The organism is Telluria sp. ZB4P34 (assembly GCF_059686055.1).
On record NZ_JCASIF010000002.1, the window covers coordinates 492,431 to 504,874 of the forward strand.

The window sequence follows — 12,444 nt, forward strand, 5'->3', positions numbered from 1 at the left end:
GGTCGGAAGCTTCATCCACCGCTGCGCTGCCTGAACACCTGCACCTCACCTGCACTTCGCCTGCACTTCCCGAGCGCAGGGAGGGATACGGCCCGCCTTACTCGCCCAGCAGCTCGGCCAGTACTTCCATCCCTTCGACCCGCTCGGCCACCACCTTCAGGACCACCACCACCGGCACGCCGAGCAGCAGTCCCCACATGCCCCACAGCCAGCCCCAGAACAGCAGGCTGACGAACACGGCCGCCGGGTTCATCTTGGCGATCTTGCCGGTCATCCAGGTGGTCACGACCATGCCGACCAGGGTCGCGATGCCGAGTGAGGCGCCGGCCACGAGGATCACCATGCGCAGCGACTCGAACTGGAAGAAGGCCACGGCCCCGGTCGCGATCGTGATCAGGAGCGGTCCGAAATACGGGATGATATGGGCCACGCCGGCAAAGGCGGCCCAGGCACCGGCGTTCTCGAGGCCGATCGCCCGCAGCGCCGCCCAGGTCAGCAGCGCCAGCAGCACGTTGGTCACCAGCAGCATGAACATATAGTTCTGGATCGCATTGTTCATGTCGTCCAGGATGTGCACGGTCACCTTCTTGCGCGTCAGAGAAGGGCCGGTGAGCTTGACCAGCTTGCGCTTGAAGGTGTCGCCCGCCAGCAGCAGGAAAAAGACCAGGAATACCACCATGGTGGCCTGCGACAGGAAGGTCGCCAGGCTCACCGAGCCGGCCAGCACCCAGTCCATCACGCGGATGCTGCTGCCGCCGGCGGCGGGCACGGGCGGCACGCTCTGGGTGCGCTTCTGGATCGCGCGGCGCTGGTCGCCACCGGTGGCGTTGGAAGCGGCCCGCTCGATCTCGGCGGCCGCGGCCTGCACCTGCTGGATGGTCGAGCGTTCCCCGCTGCTGCTGGTCAGGATACGGGTGACCTTGGTGGTGAGCGTCGGCAGCGCGTCGATGATGTTGAAAAATTCCCCCTGCAACCGGTACAGGGTGCCGCCCATGGCGCCCAGGATCAGCACGGTGACGAGGGTGGCCCCGACCACGCGCCTGATGCGCCAGCGTTCGAGCCAGCGTACGACCGGGTTCAGGGTATAGGCGATGAAGATGCCGAGTAGGAGCGGCACGAAAAACTTCTGCGCCCACTGCAGCGCGAACAGGCTGGCGATCGTGGCGAGGATGCCGAGCGAGAGGCCGCGTGCGTTGACGTTGGTCGGCAGCCGCAGGCCGCCCACGTGCATCGTGAGCTCGTCGCCTGCAGGGCCGGGCTCGTCGCCGGAACCCTTCTGGGCCGGCGCCGCCGGGGCAGTATTGTCGGGCGCGCTTGCAGCTTGAGCAGCAGGTTGTGCCGGTTCGGGTGGTGCGAGCTGCATGGGTCGTGCCTTGACAAGGGAGCCGGGCTGCCCCGGCGCGAGGGATTACTTGACGCGGATGTCGTTCTTCACCGAGCTTACACCTTTCACACCGCGTGCGATTTCCACGGCGCGCTGGGCGTCGCCGGCTTCGGCCACGAAGCCCGACAGTTGCACGTCGCCCTTGTAGGTTTCGACGTTGACTTCGGTCGCCTTGACGGTCGGGTCGGCGGCGAAGGCAGCCTTCACCTTGGAGGTGATGACGGCGTCGTCGACGTACTCGCCAGCGGTCTTCGCGGTCGGGTTCGACGAGCAACCCACTGCAGTAAGGGCGACGGCGGCGGTGAAGGCGGCGGTGACGAGGCGTTGTGCGATTTTCATGATAGCTCCTTGTTAAAAACTGCGGATGGTCAAACTACTAGGGCAAGCCCAATGCGGGCGGTGTGGGCGGTACCGGCACGCCGGCCCGCAATCATTTTCCGAACGCCGTCTTGGCAGTGTTGACGCACTGGTCCTTGACGGCGCCGGCATAGGCGTCGCACTTCTCGAGCGCGACGCGGTATTCGGCGGCGAGCTTGTCCTCGCGCGCGTCCTGGCGCGCTTCGATGCTCTTGCGGTCGGCCTTGGCGTCGGCCTGTGCCGCGACCAGGGTGGCCTTGGCCTGCACCAGACAGACATCGCGGTCGTTGCCCGTCACCGCAGCGCAGCGCACCTTGTCGCGGTCGTAGTTGGCCGACGCGATGCGCATGCGCGCGTCGGTGTAGGCCGACAGCGTGTTCTTGTAGGCGGCCTCGGCTTCCTGCTCGATGCGCACCCGCGCCGTGCGCGCTTCCGCCATGCACAGGTCGTGCGGGTTGCCGGCGATCTGGTCGCAGCGCACCCGCGCAGCCTTGTAATTTGCCTCGGCCGCAGCCTTCGCTTGTTCGAAGACGGTCTTGGGGTCCGGCACGGCCTGGGCACGTGCCGAACCTGCCCAGGCGAGCGCGGCGCCGATGAGCAGGAAAGCATGGGATGTTTTCATTTTTTGTTCTCCATTTGTCAACACGCTAATGACGTTTTACACGTCCCCTGCCGCGCTTTCTGTTCGGTGCCGAACACAGCATCGTTTGCACGACAGTTGCGCTTCATCTGGCGCAAAACACCGATCAATACACTGGGCAAGGACGGTTAGGCAACGCACAGACCCTCTACGCGGCAGTGACTAAGCTGGACCCATACTTTTGTCAGGAGAACAACATGAAAGCAACCCGTACCCTTGCTGTTGCTGTGCTGGCGTCCACCGCCCTCCTCACTGGCTGCGCGAGCACCAGCTCGCAGCCGTACAACAACGGCTACAACAGCGGCTACAACAACAATGTGTCGATGGGCTACGGCACGATCGAGTCGATCCAGGTGGTACAAGGCGGCAACCGCACCAGCGGCGCCGGCGCCATCCTCGGCGGCGTGGTCGGAGCCCTGGCCGGCAACCAGGTCGGCAGCGGCAGCGGCCGTACCGCGGCCACCGTCGCCGGTGGCGTGGCGGGTGCGGCGATCGGCAACAACGTCGAACGCAACCGCAATGCCGGCGGCGAGGAGATGTACCAGATCAATGTGCGAATGGATAACGGCGAATATCGCGCCGTGAGCCAGGACAGCGTCTACGACCTGCGCGTGGGCAACCGCGTGCGCATCGTGGACGGCCGCGTCTACCGCTATTGATCCATGCCGGGACGGGCGGGAGCCGCGCGTGCGGCTTCCAGTCCCGCGGGGCGCGGGACCGCCTGGGCGCAGCCATGCCAGCTCGGCGGCACGCCGGCGCGGCATGCGCAAGCTGCGCCTTGCGGGCCGGCCGCCATGCGCGGCGACGCCACCTGCGCCGACCTCCGCTGCGGCAGCCTGGCCGCGGCACTGCCATCCATTCGCTGGAGTTCATCATGCGACAGCTGTCCACCATATTGAGCGGGGCCTGCCTCCTTTGCACGCCCCTGTTTGCCCATGCCCAGACGAACGGCGACGGAGTCGTCGATCCCCTTGCTGCCAAACAGCAGGCGCGCGAAATCGCCCAGGGCGACCCGGCACGCTGGTACCGCGAAGACGGCACCCGCCAGGCCCGGCTGCGCACCCTGCAAAAGGAGATCGGCGCGGCACTGCAGGAAGCGAAGAACGCCTGCAAGAAGGTCCCGGCAGCCGAGCGCAATGCCTGCCTGGCGGAGGCGCGCGCGACCTACCAGCGCGATCTGGCGCAGGCCAGGGCGCAAGTGAACGGGCAAGGACAAACACCTTGAGCGCCTCCTGCGTCAAGCTCGCCCTGGACACGCCGTCGCGGGTCCATCGCGGCGCGAGCAGGAACACATAGGCCGCACTGCACTGGAGCCACGCGCGGCGCGCGCGGTATGGTCCATGTGCCCCCCTGCGTGCCCCGGCGGCACGACAGCGATCCCGGCCCTCCCTACCTCGCCGCTCGCCCTGTCTTGATCGCGAAACTGCGATCGCATGCCGCCCTGCGCCTGTTTGATCCGGATGCCCGGTAAAACGCCCTTCCATCGGCGGTACATGCGGCTGTCATGCGGCGGTCGTGCGGCGGTCGTGCGGCCAAGCGCACGCTGCACGCTGCAAGCTGCACGGTACGATGGCACAGCAAGCCAGGAAGCGTCGGTACTCGGCACCAAGAACCTATCCCAGTAGGGAATGAGTCGTTGCCGACGCGCCTGACAAGCGGGTGCTGCGTTACCTGCGCTTGTCATGCATCCCTACGCGCATGTCGTCATCAACTTCCTCCACCTCCGTGGGATAGGTTCCAAGGCCAAAAAAAACGGCGTGCAATCAATGATTGCAACGCCGCTCAAGCCCCACCATATTCGGTTTTCGGTTCTACTTGCTTGCCGTGTCAGCCCAGCCCTTGCTGCTGCACGCGGCGCTTGTTCATATACCAGCCCGCAACACCCAGCAGGATGGCGGCGGCGCCAACCGGCTTACCCAGCTTGCGCTGGCGGATGAAATTGAACAGCGCCAGGCCGTAAGGCATCAGCACCGAGACACTGGTGCCAGTCGGTTTCAGCAAGGCATCGGCGCGTGCGCGCAGTGCCCAGGTGGCCTGGTCGATCACGCCGTGCAGCATCACCTCGGGGCGCGCCCCATGGCGGATCTGCGCCCTGGCGTGCGCCACGCCGCTGCGGAAGAATTCGCCTTCACGCAGCAGTTCCTGTTTGCGGATCACCGGATCGGTGCTGTGCTTGTGACCGGCCAAGCCGGTCGTGCCGTCATGATTGTGCATGTTTCCCCTCCTTCGTGTCGCCGCTTAGAGCAGCATGTCGCGGTCGTTCTTCAGTTCCTTCATGGTTGCCGGGAAGGAGAGCTTGCCCTGCTTCAGCAGCGCCAGGCCCTTCGCGACCAGGACGCCCGTGATCACCAGGAAGACGACGAACATGATCAGCAGGATCTTCCAGCCCATTTCGTCCCAGGCCAGGGCGACGATCGTCGCGGTCCCATAGGCGATGGCGAACCAGATGGCCAGGATGGCGGCGCCGAACAGGGCCACCAGCTCGATCAGGTGGTTGCGCACTTCGGATAGCTCGAGCGCGGCCAGTTCGACACGCGACACGACCAGCCCGAACAGGCTCTTCATGAGGCTGGAAATCCCGCCCATGAGGCCGGGGTTATGCACGACAGTATCGTCTTTATTCATGGCAGTCCCCGGCGCCGCTCATTGCTGCTGACGGCTCAGGAGCACGCCGAGCAGCACGCCCACGCCGGCGGCGAGCGCCAGGGTACGGTAGGGATTGTCCTTGACGTAGACATCGGCCTCGTGGGCCAGTTCCCTGCCCCGTTCCATGGCCTGGCCCTGGTAGTGGCTGGCGCGGCCGAGTGCACGGTCGAGCATCTCCATGCCGCGGCTGCGCAGCTCCTCGGCCTTGTCGCCGGTGAGCGCGGCGGCGGCGGTCAGCATCGACTGGGCATCGCGCACCAGCGCCCTGACGTCCGACGACGCGTCGGATGCCTTGCTGTCGAACTCGTAGCCGTGGGCCTGGGATGTGAAGTTGCTGCGGGTGGTGTCTAGCATGGTCTACTCCGGTTGTGTTGTGGTTGTGGATGCTGACTGGTTCTGGTACCCAGATTCAGGCCAGCAGGTCGCGCATGTCGTCGGCGTGCTCCTCTTCGACGGCCATGATGTCGACGAGCAGCGCGCGCGTGGTCGGGTCCTTGTCGCCGATCGCGAGGATCATCTGGCGGTAGGACTCGATGGCGACGCGCTCGGCGATCAGGTCGGCACGGATCATCGCCTGAACGTCGTCGGAATCGTCGTATTCGGCATGGCTGCGCGCCGTCAGCGTGGCCGGGTTGAAGTTCGGCGATCCGTTGAGCTGCACGATGCGCTCGGCGATGCGGTCGGCATGGTCCTGTTCCTGCTGGGCATGCTCGAGGAACTCGGCCTTGACGTGGCCGGTGTTCGGCCCGCTCACCGTGTAGTAGTGGCGCTTGTAGCGCAGCACGCACAGCAGCTCGGTGGCAAGCGCATCGTTGAGCATGGCGATGACCGCTTCGCGGTCGGCCTGGTAGCCCTCGGTGACGGCGCCGTCGTCGAGGTTGGCCGCCGCGCGGCGGATCGCCGCGACGTCGAAGCCATGCGCCAGGTGTTTCGTGTCTTCCATGTCGGGCCCTCGTGTGTCGGTCCTGCCTGTGCCGGCTCAGCGCCCCGCCGTCCGCGGCGGAATCTGCGCGTTCTCGTTGGATAGCACGATCTCGACGCGGCGGTTGAGCTGGCGGTTCGAGGGCGTATCGTTCGCGGCGACCGGGAATGCCTCGCCATAGGCTTTCATGGCAATGCGGTCGCGCGGCACGCCCATGCCGCCCAGCGCCGAGGCGACGGCTTCGGCGCGGCGCTGCGACAATTCCTGGTTGTACGACGAGCTGCCGGTACTATCCGTAAACCCTTCGACCAGCACGGTACGGTTCGGGTTCTGCGCCATCACGTCCGCGAGTTTGCGCAAGGTCGACATGCCGTTCGGTGTCAGGGTGGCCTGGTTGGTAGCGAACAGCACGTCGCCGATCGTCACCACATAGCCGCGTTCGGTCTTGACAGCTTGCAACTCGACCAGCAGCGCTTCCAGCACGGCGGCGCGCTGGACCAGCGCGGCATTCTGTTGCTGGGCCGCAGCCGCCTGCTGCTGGGCGGCCTGGGCCTGCTGCTGGGCGGCCTGGGCCTGGGCCTGCGACTGGGCAGCCTGGGCCTGGGCGGCCTCGGCCTCGCGCCTGGCGCGCTCGGCCTCGGCAGTGCGTGCTTCAAGCCGCACCTGGTCGCGCTCGCGTCCCGCATTCGCAATGTCGGCTTCCGCCGCCTTCCCCTTTGCCACTTCGACGGCCGTAGCAATGCGCTGCTTGGCCACGTAGGCCAGGCGGTCGACGTCGGACAGGGCTTCGCGGCGCGCGGCTGCGGCATTGGCCTGGTTGAGCGCCTCGCTGGCCTGCTTGAATTCGAGCGGCGCGTACTGCGACACTTGCGGGTTGTTGTTGGCGCTGACGAAATCGGCGCGCGCCTGGTCCAGCGTCGGCGTGCTCATCGGGGCAGTGGCGCAGGCCGTGGCCAGCACGGCGGCAGCCAGCAGCGACATCGTGGAACGGGTTTTCATGTCTTGTCCTTTTTTCCTGGGCGCCGCAAGCTGCGGCGGTCAATGAAGGGAACTTCTTCTTGTTGCAGGCTGCCTGTTACTGCGTCGTGGCCGGGGTGGCCGCCGGGGGTGCGCTGTTGGCGCGCTCGACTTCCTCGCGCAGCACGCGCAGGTCGGCATCGAGGGCGGCGGCAGCGGCAGTCGACTTGGCCGAGTTGGCCTTGCTCTGTGCCAGCTTGGCGTCGGCCTGGGCCTGGATCGCCAGTTCGCGCGCCAGCTTGTAGTCCCGGGCGGCAAGCGCCTGGTTGGCGCGAACCATCTTGTCGCGGGCGGCCGTGATCTCCACCGGCGCCAGTTCGGCGGCGCCTGCCGACACGGCGTTCTCGACGGCATTACGCGACACCGCGACATCGGCGGTGGCTGGGGCTTTCTGCGGGCTGGTGCAGCCGGTCAGCACCATGACGCCGGCAAGGGCGGCCATGCCAAGCGGTTTCAGCAGACGGCTCATCGGGTCTTGTTGTTCCATCGCTCGTTCTCCTGTTGATGAGGAAATGTCCTTAGTAACGTTATAAACCTGTTACGGCTGGCCTTCGGTTCGCTGCCGCACATTGCCCGTCCAACAACGATCCGCTCAACGGCAGAGCGTTAGGCAGCGCACAAAGGCGGGGGAAGGCTTTGCGCTAAGCTGGACCACACCGCATCCCAACGCTATCTACGAAAGTCCGCCATGGCCGAGACCACCACGCCGGCGGCGCAGGGCCGCCATCCGTCGCGCCGCAAGACAATCATTCTGAGCATCCTGGGCATCCTGGTCGCGCTGCCGGTGATCGCGATCGTGCTCATCCTCACCTTCGACTGGAACCGCGCCCGCCCCTGGATCAACGCCAAGGTGAGCGACGCCATCGACCGTCCCTTCGCCATCCGCGGCGACCTCGACGTCGAGTGGGAGCGCCCGGCCAGGAACATGGCGCCGGCAGAACGCAGCTGGCGCGACCACATTCCCTGGCCACACCTGATCGCCAACGACGTCCACGTCGGCAACCCCGCCAGCCTGCCGGCGCGCGACATGGCGAGCGTGCGCCAGTTTTCGTTCTCGCTGAACCCGTTCGGCCTGCTTCAGCGCACCATCGGCATCCCGCTGCTGCGCTTCGACAGCCCGCGCGTGGACCTGCTGCGCCTGGACGACAAGCGCAACAACTGGACGTTCAAGCGCAACCAGGAAAAGTCGCGCTGGAACCTCGACCTCGAGCGGGTCGTGCTGACCGACGGCGTGGTCCACATCAAGGATGCGGTCACGAAGGCCGATGTCACGGCCCGCGTGCGCACGCTCGGCAAAGACCCGAAATACGGGGTCGGCTTCACGCTCGACGGCAGCTACAACGGCTCGCCGGTCGAGGGCGGCGGCAAGCTGGGCGCGGTGCTGTCGCTCAAGCAGCACAGCACGCCCTATCCCGTGCAGGCCGACCTGCGCTCGGGCGGATCGCGCATCGCGGTCGAGGGCACGGTGACCCGGCCCTCCAAGGTGGCGGCGCTCGACCTGAAGCTCGAGCTGGCCGGCAACAGCATGGGCGAACTCTTCAACTTCACCGGCATCCTGCTGCCGACCACGGGCCCATACTCGACCTCGGGGCGCCTCACCGGCACCCTCGGCGAGGACAAGAGCCGCTGGGTGTACGACGGCTTCAAGGGCAAGGTAGGCTCGTCCGACATCGGCGGGCGGCTGGAATTCGTCAGCGGCGAGCCGCGGCCCAAGCTGTCGGGCAGCGTCCGCTCGCGCCAACTGGTGTTCGCCGACCTGGCGCCGCTGATTGGCGCCGACTCGGCGGAGGCCAAGAAGAAGCGCAACGCCGGCGTGGTGCAGCCGAGCGGCAAGGTGCTGCCGGTCGAGGAATTCAAGACCGAACGCTGGAACAGGCTGGACGCCGACGTGCGCTACTCCGCCGACCGCATCGTGCGCGACACGGCCTTCCCGATCAGCAAGCTGTCGACCCACCTCAAGATGAACAACGCGGTGCTCACGCTGGAACCGCTCGAGTTCGCGATGGCGGGCGGCACGGTGCGTTCCAACATCCGCCTCGACGGGCGCGGGCGCCAGGGAGCGAAGGCAATCAAGGCCCAGGTCAAGACGACCGCGCGCAACATCGAGATCAAGAAGCTGTTCCCGAAGATCGAGCAGCTGCAGGCCACGGTCGGCAGCATCGGCGCCGACGCCAACCTGACTGCCCAGGGCAATTCCGTGGCCAGCCTGCTGGCAGGCTCGAACGGCGAACTGAAGACCCTGATCAGCCAGGGCCAGGTCAGCAAGATGCTGCTGGAAATGATGGGCCTGAACGTGGCCAACGTCGTGATCACCAAGCTGTTCGGCGACAAGCAGGTGCAGCTCAACTGCCTGGCCAGCGACTTCGCCGTCACCAACGGCATTGCGCAGACCCGCTATTTCGTGGTCGACACACGCGAAGCCCTCATCAACATCGCCGGCACCGTCAACCTGGCCAACGAACAGGTCGACCTGCGCATCGACCCGAAGACCAAGGGGCTGCGCCTGTTCTCGCTGCGTTCGCCCTTCTATGTGCGCGGGCCGTTCAGCAAGCCGGACGTCTCGGTGGACAAGGGTGTGCTGGCCATGAAGGCCGGCAGCGCCATCGCGCTGGCGGCAGTCTCGCCGCTCGCGGCGCTGATCCCCTTGATCAATACCGGTCCCGGCAAGGACAGCAATTGCGCCGCGCTGCTGGCCGACACACGCGAGAAGCCGGCGGCCCCGCCGCCGGGCAAGCGCGCAAGGCCTTGAAAAAGAAATCTTCGCGGCACTGTGAGTTGTCGAACAGATCAGTTCAAGCGGGAACCCTATTCTGTGCACATGGACTCGACGAACAGCGCCGCAGGATGATGCAACTGAGGAAGCAGCTTAGGAAGCAACTCGGGAAGCAATTCTGCATCACTACTGCCCTGGTGGCGCTGCTGGCCCTGGGCCAGGTCGCAGGATGTGCGATGTCGGGTGGTGGAGGACCGGTGGCGCAGGTCGTCGACGACGCCACCATCACCGCCGGCGTCAAGGCGGCCCTCGTGCGCGATCCGGTGCTGGACGTGTCCGAGATCGACGTCGAGACCGAAAGAGGAATTGTGCAGCTGAGCGGATTTGTCGGCTCGGCAGACAGTGTGGCGGCCGCGGCATCCGTTGCCAGGACCGTCAAGGGCGTCAAATCGGTCAGGAATGACCTGCGCCTGAAATAACCCACCATAAAGGAGATCAACATGAAAACCATCAAACAACTGGTCGTGACCGCAAGCCTGGCTACCGCTGCCCTCGGCCTGACCGGCTGCGCCGGCATGTCGCAGCAGGACAAGGCAACCGCCATCGGCGCCGGCGCCGGCGCCGTGATCGGTGGCGCCCTGACGGGTGGCAGCCCAGTCGGCACCGTCGGCGGCGCAGCCGTCGGCGGCGTCGTCGGCAACCAGGTCGGCAAGACCAACTAAGCAGTTTTTTTGCAGCGACACAAGGAAGCCTGGCGACGCCAGGCTTTTTTGTGGGCGCCGTCGCCATGACGTGTGGACCCTGAACTGCCGGGCTCGTCGCCCGCCCATGGGCGACCGCATGCAGGAACGACGGCGCGTGCTTCTCGCTACCTGATCTTGCTACATGATCTTGCTACATGACTTCGCGGACAGGCTGGGTCCCTGCCTCCCTGACGATCTCGTAGCAGGTGCAGGAAGCCGCCGCCAGCCCTTCCGGGTCGAGGATCTCGATGTTTCCGCGGCTGTAGATGATCAGCCCCTGCTGCTGCAGGGCGCTGGCGGCCTTGGTGACGCCGACCCGGCGCACGCCGAGCGCATGGGCCAGGAATTCGTGGGTGAGGTGGAATTTGTCCGACTGCAGGCGGTCGCGCGTGACCAGCAGCGAGCGGGCCAGGCGCGCTTCCAGTACGTGGAAGCGGCTGCACACGGCGATCTGGATCGCCTGCGCCAGCAGCGTGTCGGTGTAGCGGTACAGCACGCGCTGCAGCGAAGGGTTGCGCGCCACCTCGGTGCGGAAGCGTTCGCCGTCCATGCGGCTGGCGCTGCCGGCGCGTTGCACGATGGCGCGAACCTGGGCCGTGTCGTGTCCCAGCGCTACCGTGGCGCCGATCATGCCCTCGCGCCCCACCAGCCCGACCTCGAGGGTCATGCGGCCTTCGGCCACGCCCATCAGGGAAATCAGGCAGTCGTGCGGAAAGTAGATGGTGCGCAGCGGGTCGCCGGCCTCGCACAGCACCTCGCCGACCTGGACGGTGACGGGGTCGAGCAGCGGCAGGATGTGCGCCAGCTCCTGCGGCGGCAAGGCGGCCAGCAGCAGGTTGCTATTGTGTTCGGCAAGCGGCGGCAGTGCGGCAAAGTTCATGGGATTCTCACTGGGGGACTGCATGGCGCAACCGTCTGTCGGATACATTTGCAAACAATTTAGGCCAGCGTAACCGCGCCCCTCCGGGCGGGTATGTACGGTGACGCACGGAAGCGCTTGTAGTTCCTGAGGACAATCCGTCAATGAACAGGCTGCTCGCCGCGCTCCACATGGAACCCGGCCGAGCTCGACAAGACATCCCGAAAGGAAGCACCATGAACACCTCACCCGCATCCAATGCACGCGGACGCCTGCATCCCTTGATGATCCTGGCCGCACTGGCGGTCCTGTTGTTCTGCCTCGTGGGCACGGCGGCGATCCTGGGCTGGATCCCGAACTCGGTCGGCGGGAACAAGGAGCGCCAGCTGAGCGAAGCGGAGCGCCTGGCGCTGGCCTCGACCCTGCCGCCGGGCCCAGCCCAGCCGGCCGCGGGCGTCGTCGGCGTCGCGCCCGGCCAGCAGTTGGCGCCGGGCTACGTCCAGGCGCCGGACGGGGCTGCGCCGCTTGCCGCGTATCCCGTGCAGCCGGTCCAGCCCCTGCCCGCCGCGCCGGCCCCGGCCCATGCGCCCGCGTCCAACTACGTGCCGGCGCCTGCAGCCGCCGCAAGCGCCGCCGTGCGCGAGGTCGAGGAACCGGTCAGCCGTCCGGCCAGGAAACCGGTCCAGGTCGCGGCTGCCGATACCGGCCGTAACTGGTGCTCGAACTGCGGCAATGTCGAATCGGTGCGCACCATCAAGCACCGCGCGGAAGGAAGCGGACTGGGCGCGGCGGGCGGCGCCGTGATCGGCGGCCTGCTCGGCAACCAGATCGGCGGCGGTACCGGCCGCACCATCGCCACCGCGGCCGGCGCCATCGGCGGCGCCGTGGTCGGCAACCAGGTCGAAGGCAACATGAAGGCCACCACCAGCTACGAAATCCGGGTGCGCCTCGACGACGGCACCCTGCGCACTTTCCGTCAGAACAGCCCGCCGGCCTGGCGCAGCGGCGATCGCGTGCGCATCGTGAAGGGCCGCCTGCGCTCGGTCGCTTGATCGTTTCTTGAAGAAATACAAGCCGGGTTTCCGCAAGGAACCCGGCTTTTATTTCGTCCGGATAATTTTCTTAAATGCAATGTGCGGCAGCGCACGGACCAATGGATGAGC

Annotated in this window: 17 protein-coding genes; 6 read left to right on the forward strand and 11 right to left on the reverse strand. The window is 66.4% G+C overall.

The genetic code is table 11. From position 1 onward, the window contains the following. Positions 1-97 precede the first annotated feature (97 nt). From AC56KL_RS06745 to AC56KL_RS06755, 3 genes are all read right to left on the reverse strand, one after another. Positions 98-1,363, reverse strand: coding sequence for an AI-2E family transporter (locus AC56KL_RS06745; RefSeq protein WP_497179378.1), 1,266 nt, complete (start codon positions 1,361-1,363; stop codon positions 98-100). Between the two features lie 45 nt (positions 1,364-1,408). Next, positions 1,409-1,723, reverse strand: a complete 315-nt coding sequence (locus AC56KL_RS06750; RefSeq protein ID WP_497179379.1) for a BON domain-containing protein — start codon at positions 1,721-1,723, stop codon at positions 1,409-1,411. Positions 1,724-1,814: 91 nt separating this feature from the next. After that, complete coding sequence (locus tag AC56KL_RS06755; protein ID WP_497179380.1) at positions 1,815-2,363, reverse strand: hypothetical protein; 549 nt, start codon at positions 2,361-2,363, stop codon at positions 1,815-1,817. A gap of 215 nt (positions 2,364-2,578) precedes the next feature. Between AC56KL_RS06755 and AC56KL_RS06760 the strand changes: the two genes are divergently transcribed. Further along, positions 2,579-3,040: an outer membrane lipoprotein gene (locus AC56KL_RS06760; protein WP_497179381.1), complete on the forward strand. Its 462-nt coding sequence runs from the start codon at positions 2,579-2,581 to the stop codon at positions 3,038-3,040. On the opposite strand, the gene AC56KL_RS06765 is transcribed toward AC56KL_RS06760, so the two are convergent. Beyond that, positions 3,034-3,240 carry a hypothetical protein gene (locus tag AC56KL_RS06765; RefSeq protein ID WP_497179382.1) on the reverse strand — a complete coding sequence of 69 codons (207 nt, stop codon included), beginning with the start codon at positions 3,238-3,240 and terminating at the stop codon, positions 3,034-3,036. The two genes, AC56KL_RS06760 and AC56KL_RS06765, sit on opposite strands and share 7 nt — an antisense overlap. 15 nt (positions 3,241-3,255) lie before the next feature. Between AC56KL_RS06765 and AC56KL_RS06770 the strand changes: the two genes are divergently transcribed. Continuing rightward, positions 3,256-3,606, forward strand: coding sequence for a hypothetical protein (locus AC56KL_RS06770; protein WP_497179383.1), 351 nt, complete (start codon positions 3,256-3,258; stop codon positions 3,604-3,606). Between the two features lie 602 nt (positions 3,607-4,208). On the opposite strand, the gene AC56KL_RS06775 is transcribed toward AC56KL_RS06770, so the two are convergent. From AC56KL_RS06775 to AC56KL_RS06800, 6 genes are all read right to left on the reverse strand, one after another. After that, positions 4,209-4,595 (reverse strand): hypothetical protein, encoded by a 387-nt coding sequence (locus AC56KL_RS06775; protein ID WP_497179384.1) that lies wholly within the window; start codon positions 4,593-4,595, stop codon positions 4,209-4,211. A 24-nt stretch (positions 4,596-4,619) separates the two neighbouring features. After that, positions 4,620-5,006 carry a phage holin family protein gene (locus AC56KL_RS06780; protein WP_497179385.1) on the reverse strand — a complete coding sequence of 129 codons (387 nt, stop codon included), beginning with the start codon at positions 5,004-5,006 and terminating at the stop codon, positions 4,620-4,622. 18 nt (positions 5,007-5,024) lie between these two features. Next, positions 5,025-5,381 (reverse strand): ElaB/YgaM/YqjD family protein, encoded by a 357-nt coding sequence (locus AC56KL_RS06785; protein WP_497179386.1) that lies wholly within the window; start codon positions 5,379-5,381, stop codon positions 5,025-5,027. Positions 5,382-5,436: 55 nt separating this feature from the next. Then, complete coding sequence (locus tag AC56KL_RS06790) at positions 5,437-5,970, reverse strand: ferritin-like domain-containing protein (protein WP_497179387.1); 534 nt, start codon at positions 5,968-5,970, stop codon at positions 5,437-5,439. A gap of 36 nt (positions 5,971-6,006) precedes the next feature. Further along, entirely contained in the window at positions 6,007-6,948 is a 942-nt protein-coding gene (locus AC56KL_RS06795) for an OmpA family protein (protein WP_497179388.1), read from the reverse strand. A gap of 76 nt (positions 6,949-7,024) precedes the next feature. Beyond that, on the reverse strand, positions 7,025-7,408 hold the full coding sequence (locus AC56KL_RS06800; RefSeq protein WP_497179430.1) for a DUF4398 domain-containing protein: 384 nt from the start codon (positions 7,406-7,408) through the stop codon (positions 7,025-7,027). A gap of 246 nt (positions 7,409-7,654) precedes the next feature. Between AC56KL_RS06800 and AC56KL_RS06805 the strand changes: the two genes are divergently transcribed. The 3 genes from AC56KL_RS06805 to AC56KL_RS06815 all read left to right on the forward strand — a co-directional run bounded on the left by AC56KL_RS06805 (position 7,655) and on the right by AC56KL_RS06815 (position 10,401). Next, complete coding sequence (locus AC56KL_RS06805; protein WP_497179389.1) at positions 7,655-9,715, forward strand: AsmA family protein; 2,061 nt, start codon at positions 7,655-7,657, stop codon at positions 9,713-9,715. A gap of 95 nt (positions 9,716-9,810) precedes the next feature. Next, a complete protein-coding gene (locus AC56KL_RS06810; protein ID WP_497179390.1) occupies positions 9,811-10,158 on the forward strand; it encodes a BON domain-containing protein in 348 nt (115 codons plus the stop codon). A gap of 21 nt (positions 10,159-10,179) precedes the next feature. Then, the gene (locus AC56KL_RS06815; RefSeq protein WP_497179391.1) at positions 10,180-10,401 is read left to right on the forward strand and encodes a YMGG-like glycine zipper-containing protein; all 222 of its coding nucleotides are present in this window, start codon (positions 10,180-10,182) and stop codon (positions 10,399-10,401) included. Between the two features lie 172 nt (positions 10,402-10,573). Here AC56KL_RS06815 and AC56KL_RS06820 read toward each other — a convergent pair whose 3' ends face one another. Continuing rightward, positions 10,574-11,302, reverse strand: coding sequence for a Crp/Fnr family transcriptional regulator (locus tag AC56KL_RS06820; RefSeq protein WP_497179392.1), 729 nt, complete (start codon positions 11,300-11,302; stop codon positions 10,574-10,576). Positions 11,303-11,517: 215 nt separating this feature from the next. Between AC56KL_RS06820 and AC56KL_RS06825 the strand changes: the two genes are divergently transcribed. Beyond that, complete coding sequence (locus tag AC56KL_RS06825) at positions 11,518-12,333, forward strand: glycine zipper 2TM domain-containing protein (protein ID WP_497179393.1); 816 nt, start codon at positions 11,518-11,520, stop codon at positions 12,331-12,333. The last annotated feature ends 111 nt before the right edge of the window (positions 12,334-12,444 follow it).

What these genes read in the sequence shown, in the direction of transcription:
- AC56KL_RS06745 (WP_497179378.1), bottom strand. Translation starts at nt 1,363, where the DNA reads ATGCAGCTCGCACCACCCGAACCGGCACAACCTGCTGCTCAAGCTGCA.
- AC56KL_RS06750 (WP_497179379.1), bottom strand. Translation starts at nt 1,723, where the DNA reads ATGAAAATCGCACAACGCCTCGTCACCGCCGCCTTCACCGCCGCCGTC.
- AC56KL_RS06755 (WP_497179380.1), bottom strand. Translation starts at nt 2,363, where the DNA reads ATGAAAACATCCCATGCTTTCCTGCTCATCGGCGCCGCGCTCGCCTGG.
- AC56KL_RS06760 (WP_497179381.1), top strand. Translation starts at nt 2,579, where the DNA reads ATGAAAGCAACCCGTACCCTTGCTGTTGCTGTGCTGGCGTCCACCGCC.
- AC56KL_RS06765 (WP_497179382.1), bottom strand. Translation starts at nt 3,240, where the DNA reads ATGGATGGCAGTGCCGCGGCCAGGCTGCCGCAGCGGAGGTCGGCGCAG.
- AC56KL_RS06770 (WP_497179383.1), top strand. Translation starts at nt 3,256, where the DNA reads ATGCGACAGCTGTCCACCATATTGAGCGGGGCCTGCCTCCTTTGCACG.
- AC56KL_RS06775 (WP_497179384.1), bottom strand. Translation starts at nt 4,595, where the DNA reads ATGCACAATCATGACGGCACGACCGGCTTGGCCGGTCACAAGCACAGC.
- AC56KL_RS06780 (WP_497179385.1), bottom strand. Translation starts at nt 5,006, where the DNA reads ATGAATAAAGACGATACTGTCGTGCATAACCCCGGCCTCATGGGCGGG.
- AC56KL_RS06785 (WP_497179386.1), bottom strand. Translation starts at nt 5,381, where the DNA reads ATGCTAGACACCACCCGCAGCAACTTCACATCCCAGGCCCACGGCTAC.
- AC56KL_RS06790 (WP_497179387.1), bottom strand. Translation starts at nt 5,970, where the DNA reads ATGGAAGACACGAAACACCTGGCGCATGGCTTCGACGTCGCGGCGATC.
- AC56KL_RS06795 (WP_497179388.1), bottom strand. Translation starts at nt 6,948, where the DNA reads ATGAAAACCCGTTCCACGATGTCGCTGCTGGCTGCCGCCGTGCTGGCC.
- AC56KL_RS06800 (WP_497179430.1), bottom strand. Translation starts at nt 7,408, where the DNA reads ATGGCCGCCCTTGCCGGCGTCATGGTGCTGACCGGCTGCACCAGCCCG.
- AC56KL_RS06805 (WP_497179389.1), top strand. Translation starts at nt 7,655, where the DNA reads ATGGCCGAGACCACCACGCCGGCGGCGCAGGGCCGCCATCCGTCGCGC.
- AC56KL_RS06810 (WP_497179390.1), top strand. Translation starts at nt 9,811, where the DNA reads ATGATGCAACTGAGGAAGCAGCTTAGGAAGCAACTCGGGAAGCAATTC.
- AC56KL_RS06815 (WP_497179391.1), top strand. Translation starts at nt 10,180, where the DNA reads ATGAAAACCATCAAACAACTGGTCGTGACCGCAAGCCTGGCTACCGCT.
- AC56KL_RS06820 (WP_497179392.1), bottom strand. Translation starts at nt 11,302, where the DNA reads ATGAACTTTGCCGCACTGCCGCCGCTTGCCGAACACAATAGCAACCTG.
- AC56KL_RS06825 (WP_497179393.1), top strand. Translation starts at nt 11,518, where the DNA reads ATGAACACCTCACCCGCATCCAATGCACGCGGACGCCTGCATCCCTTG.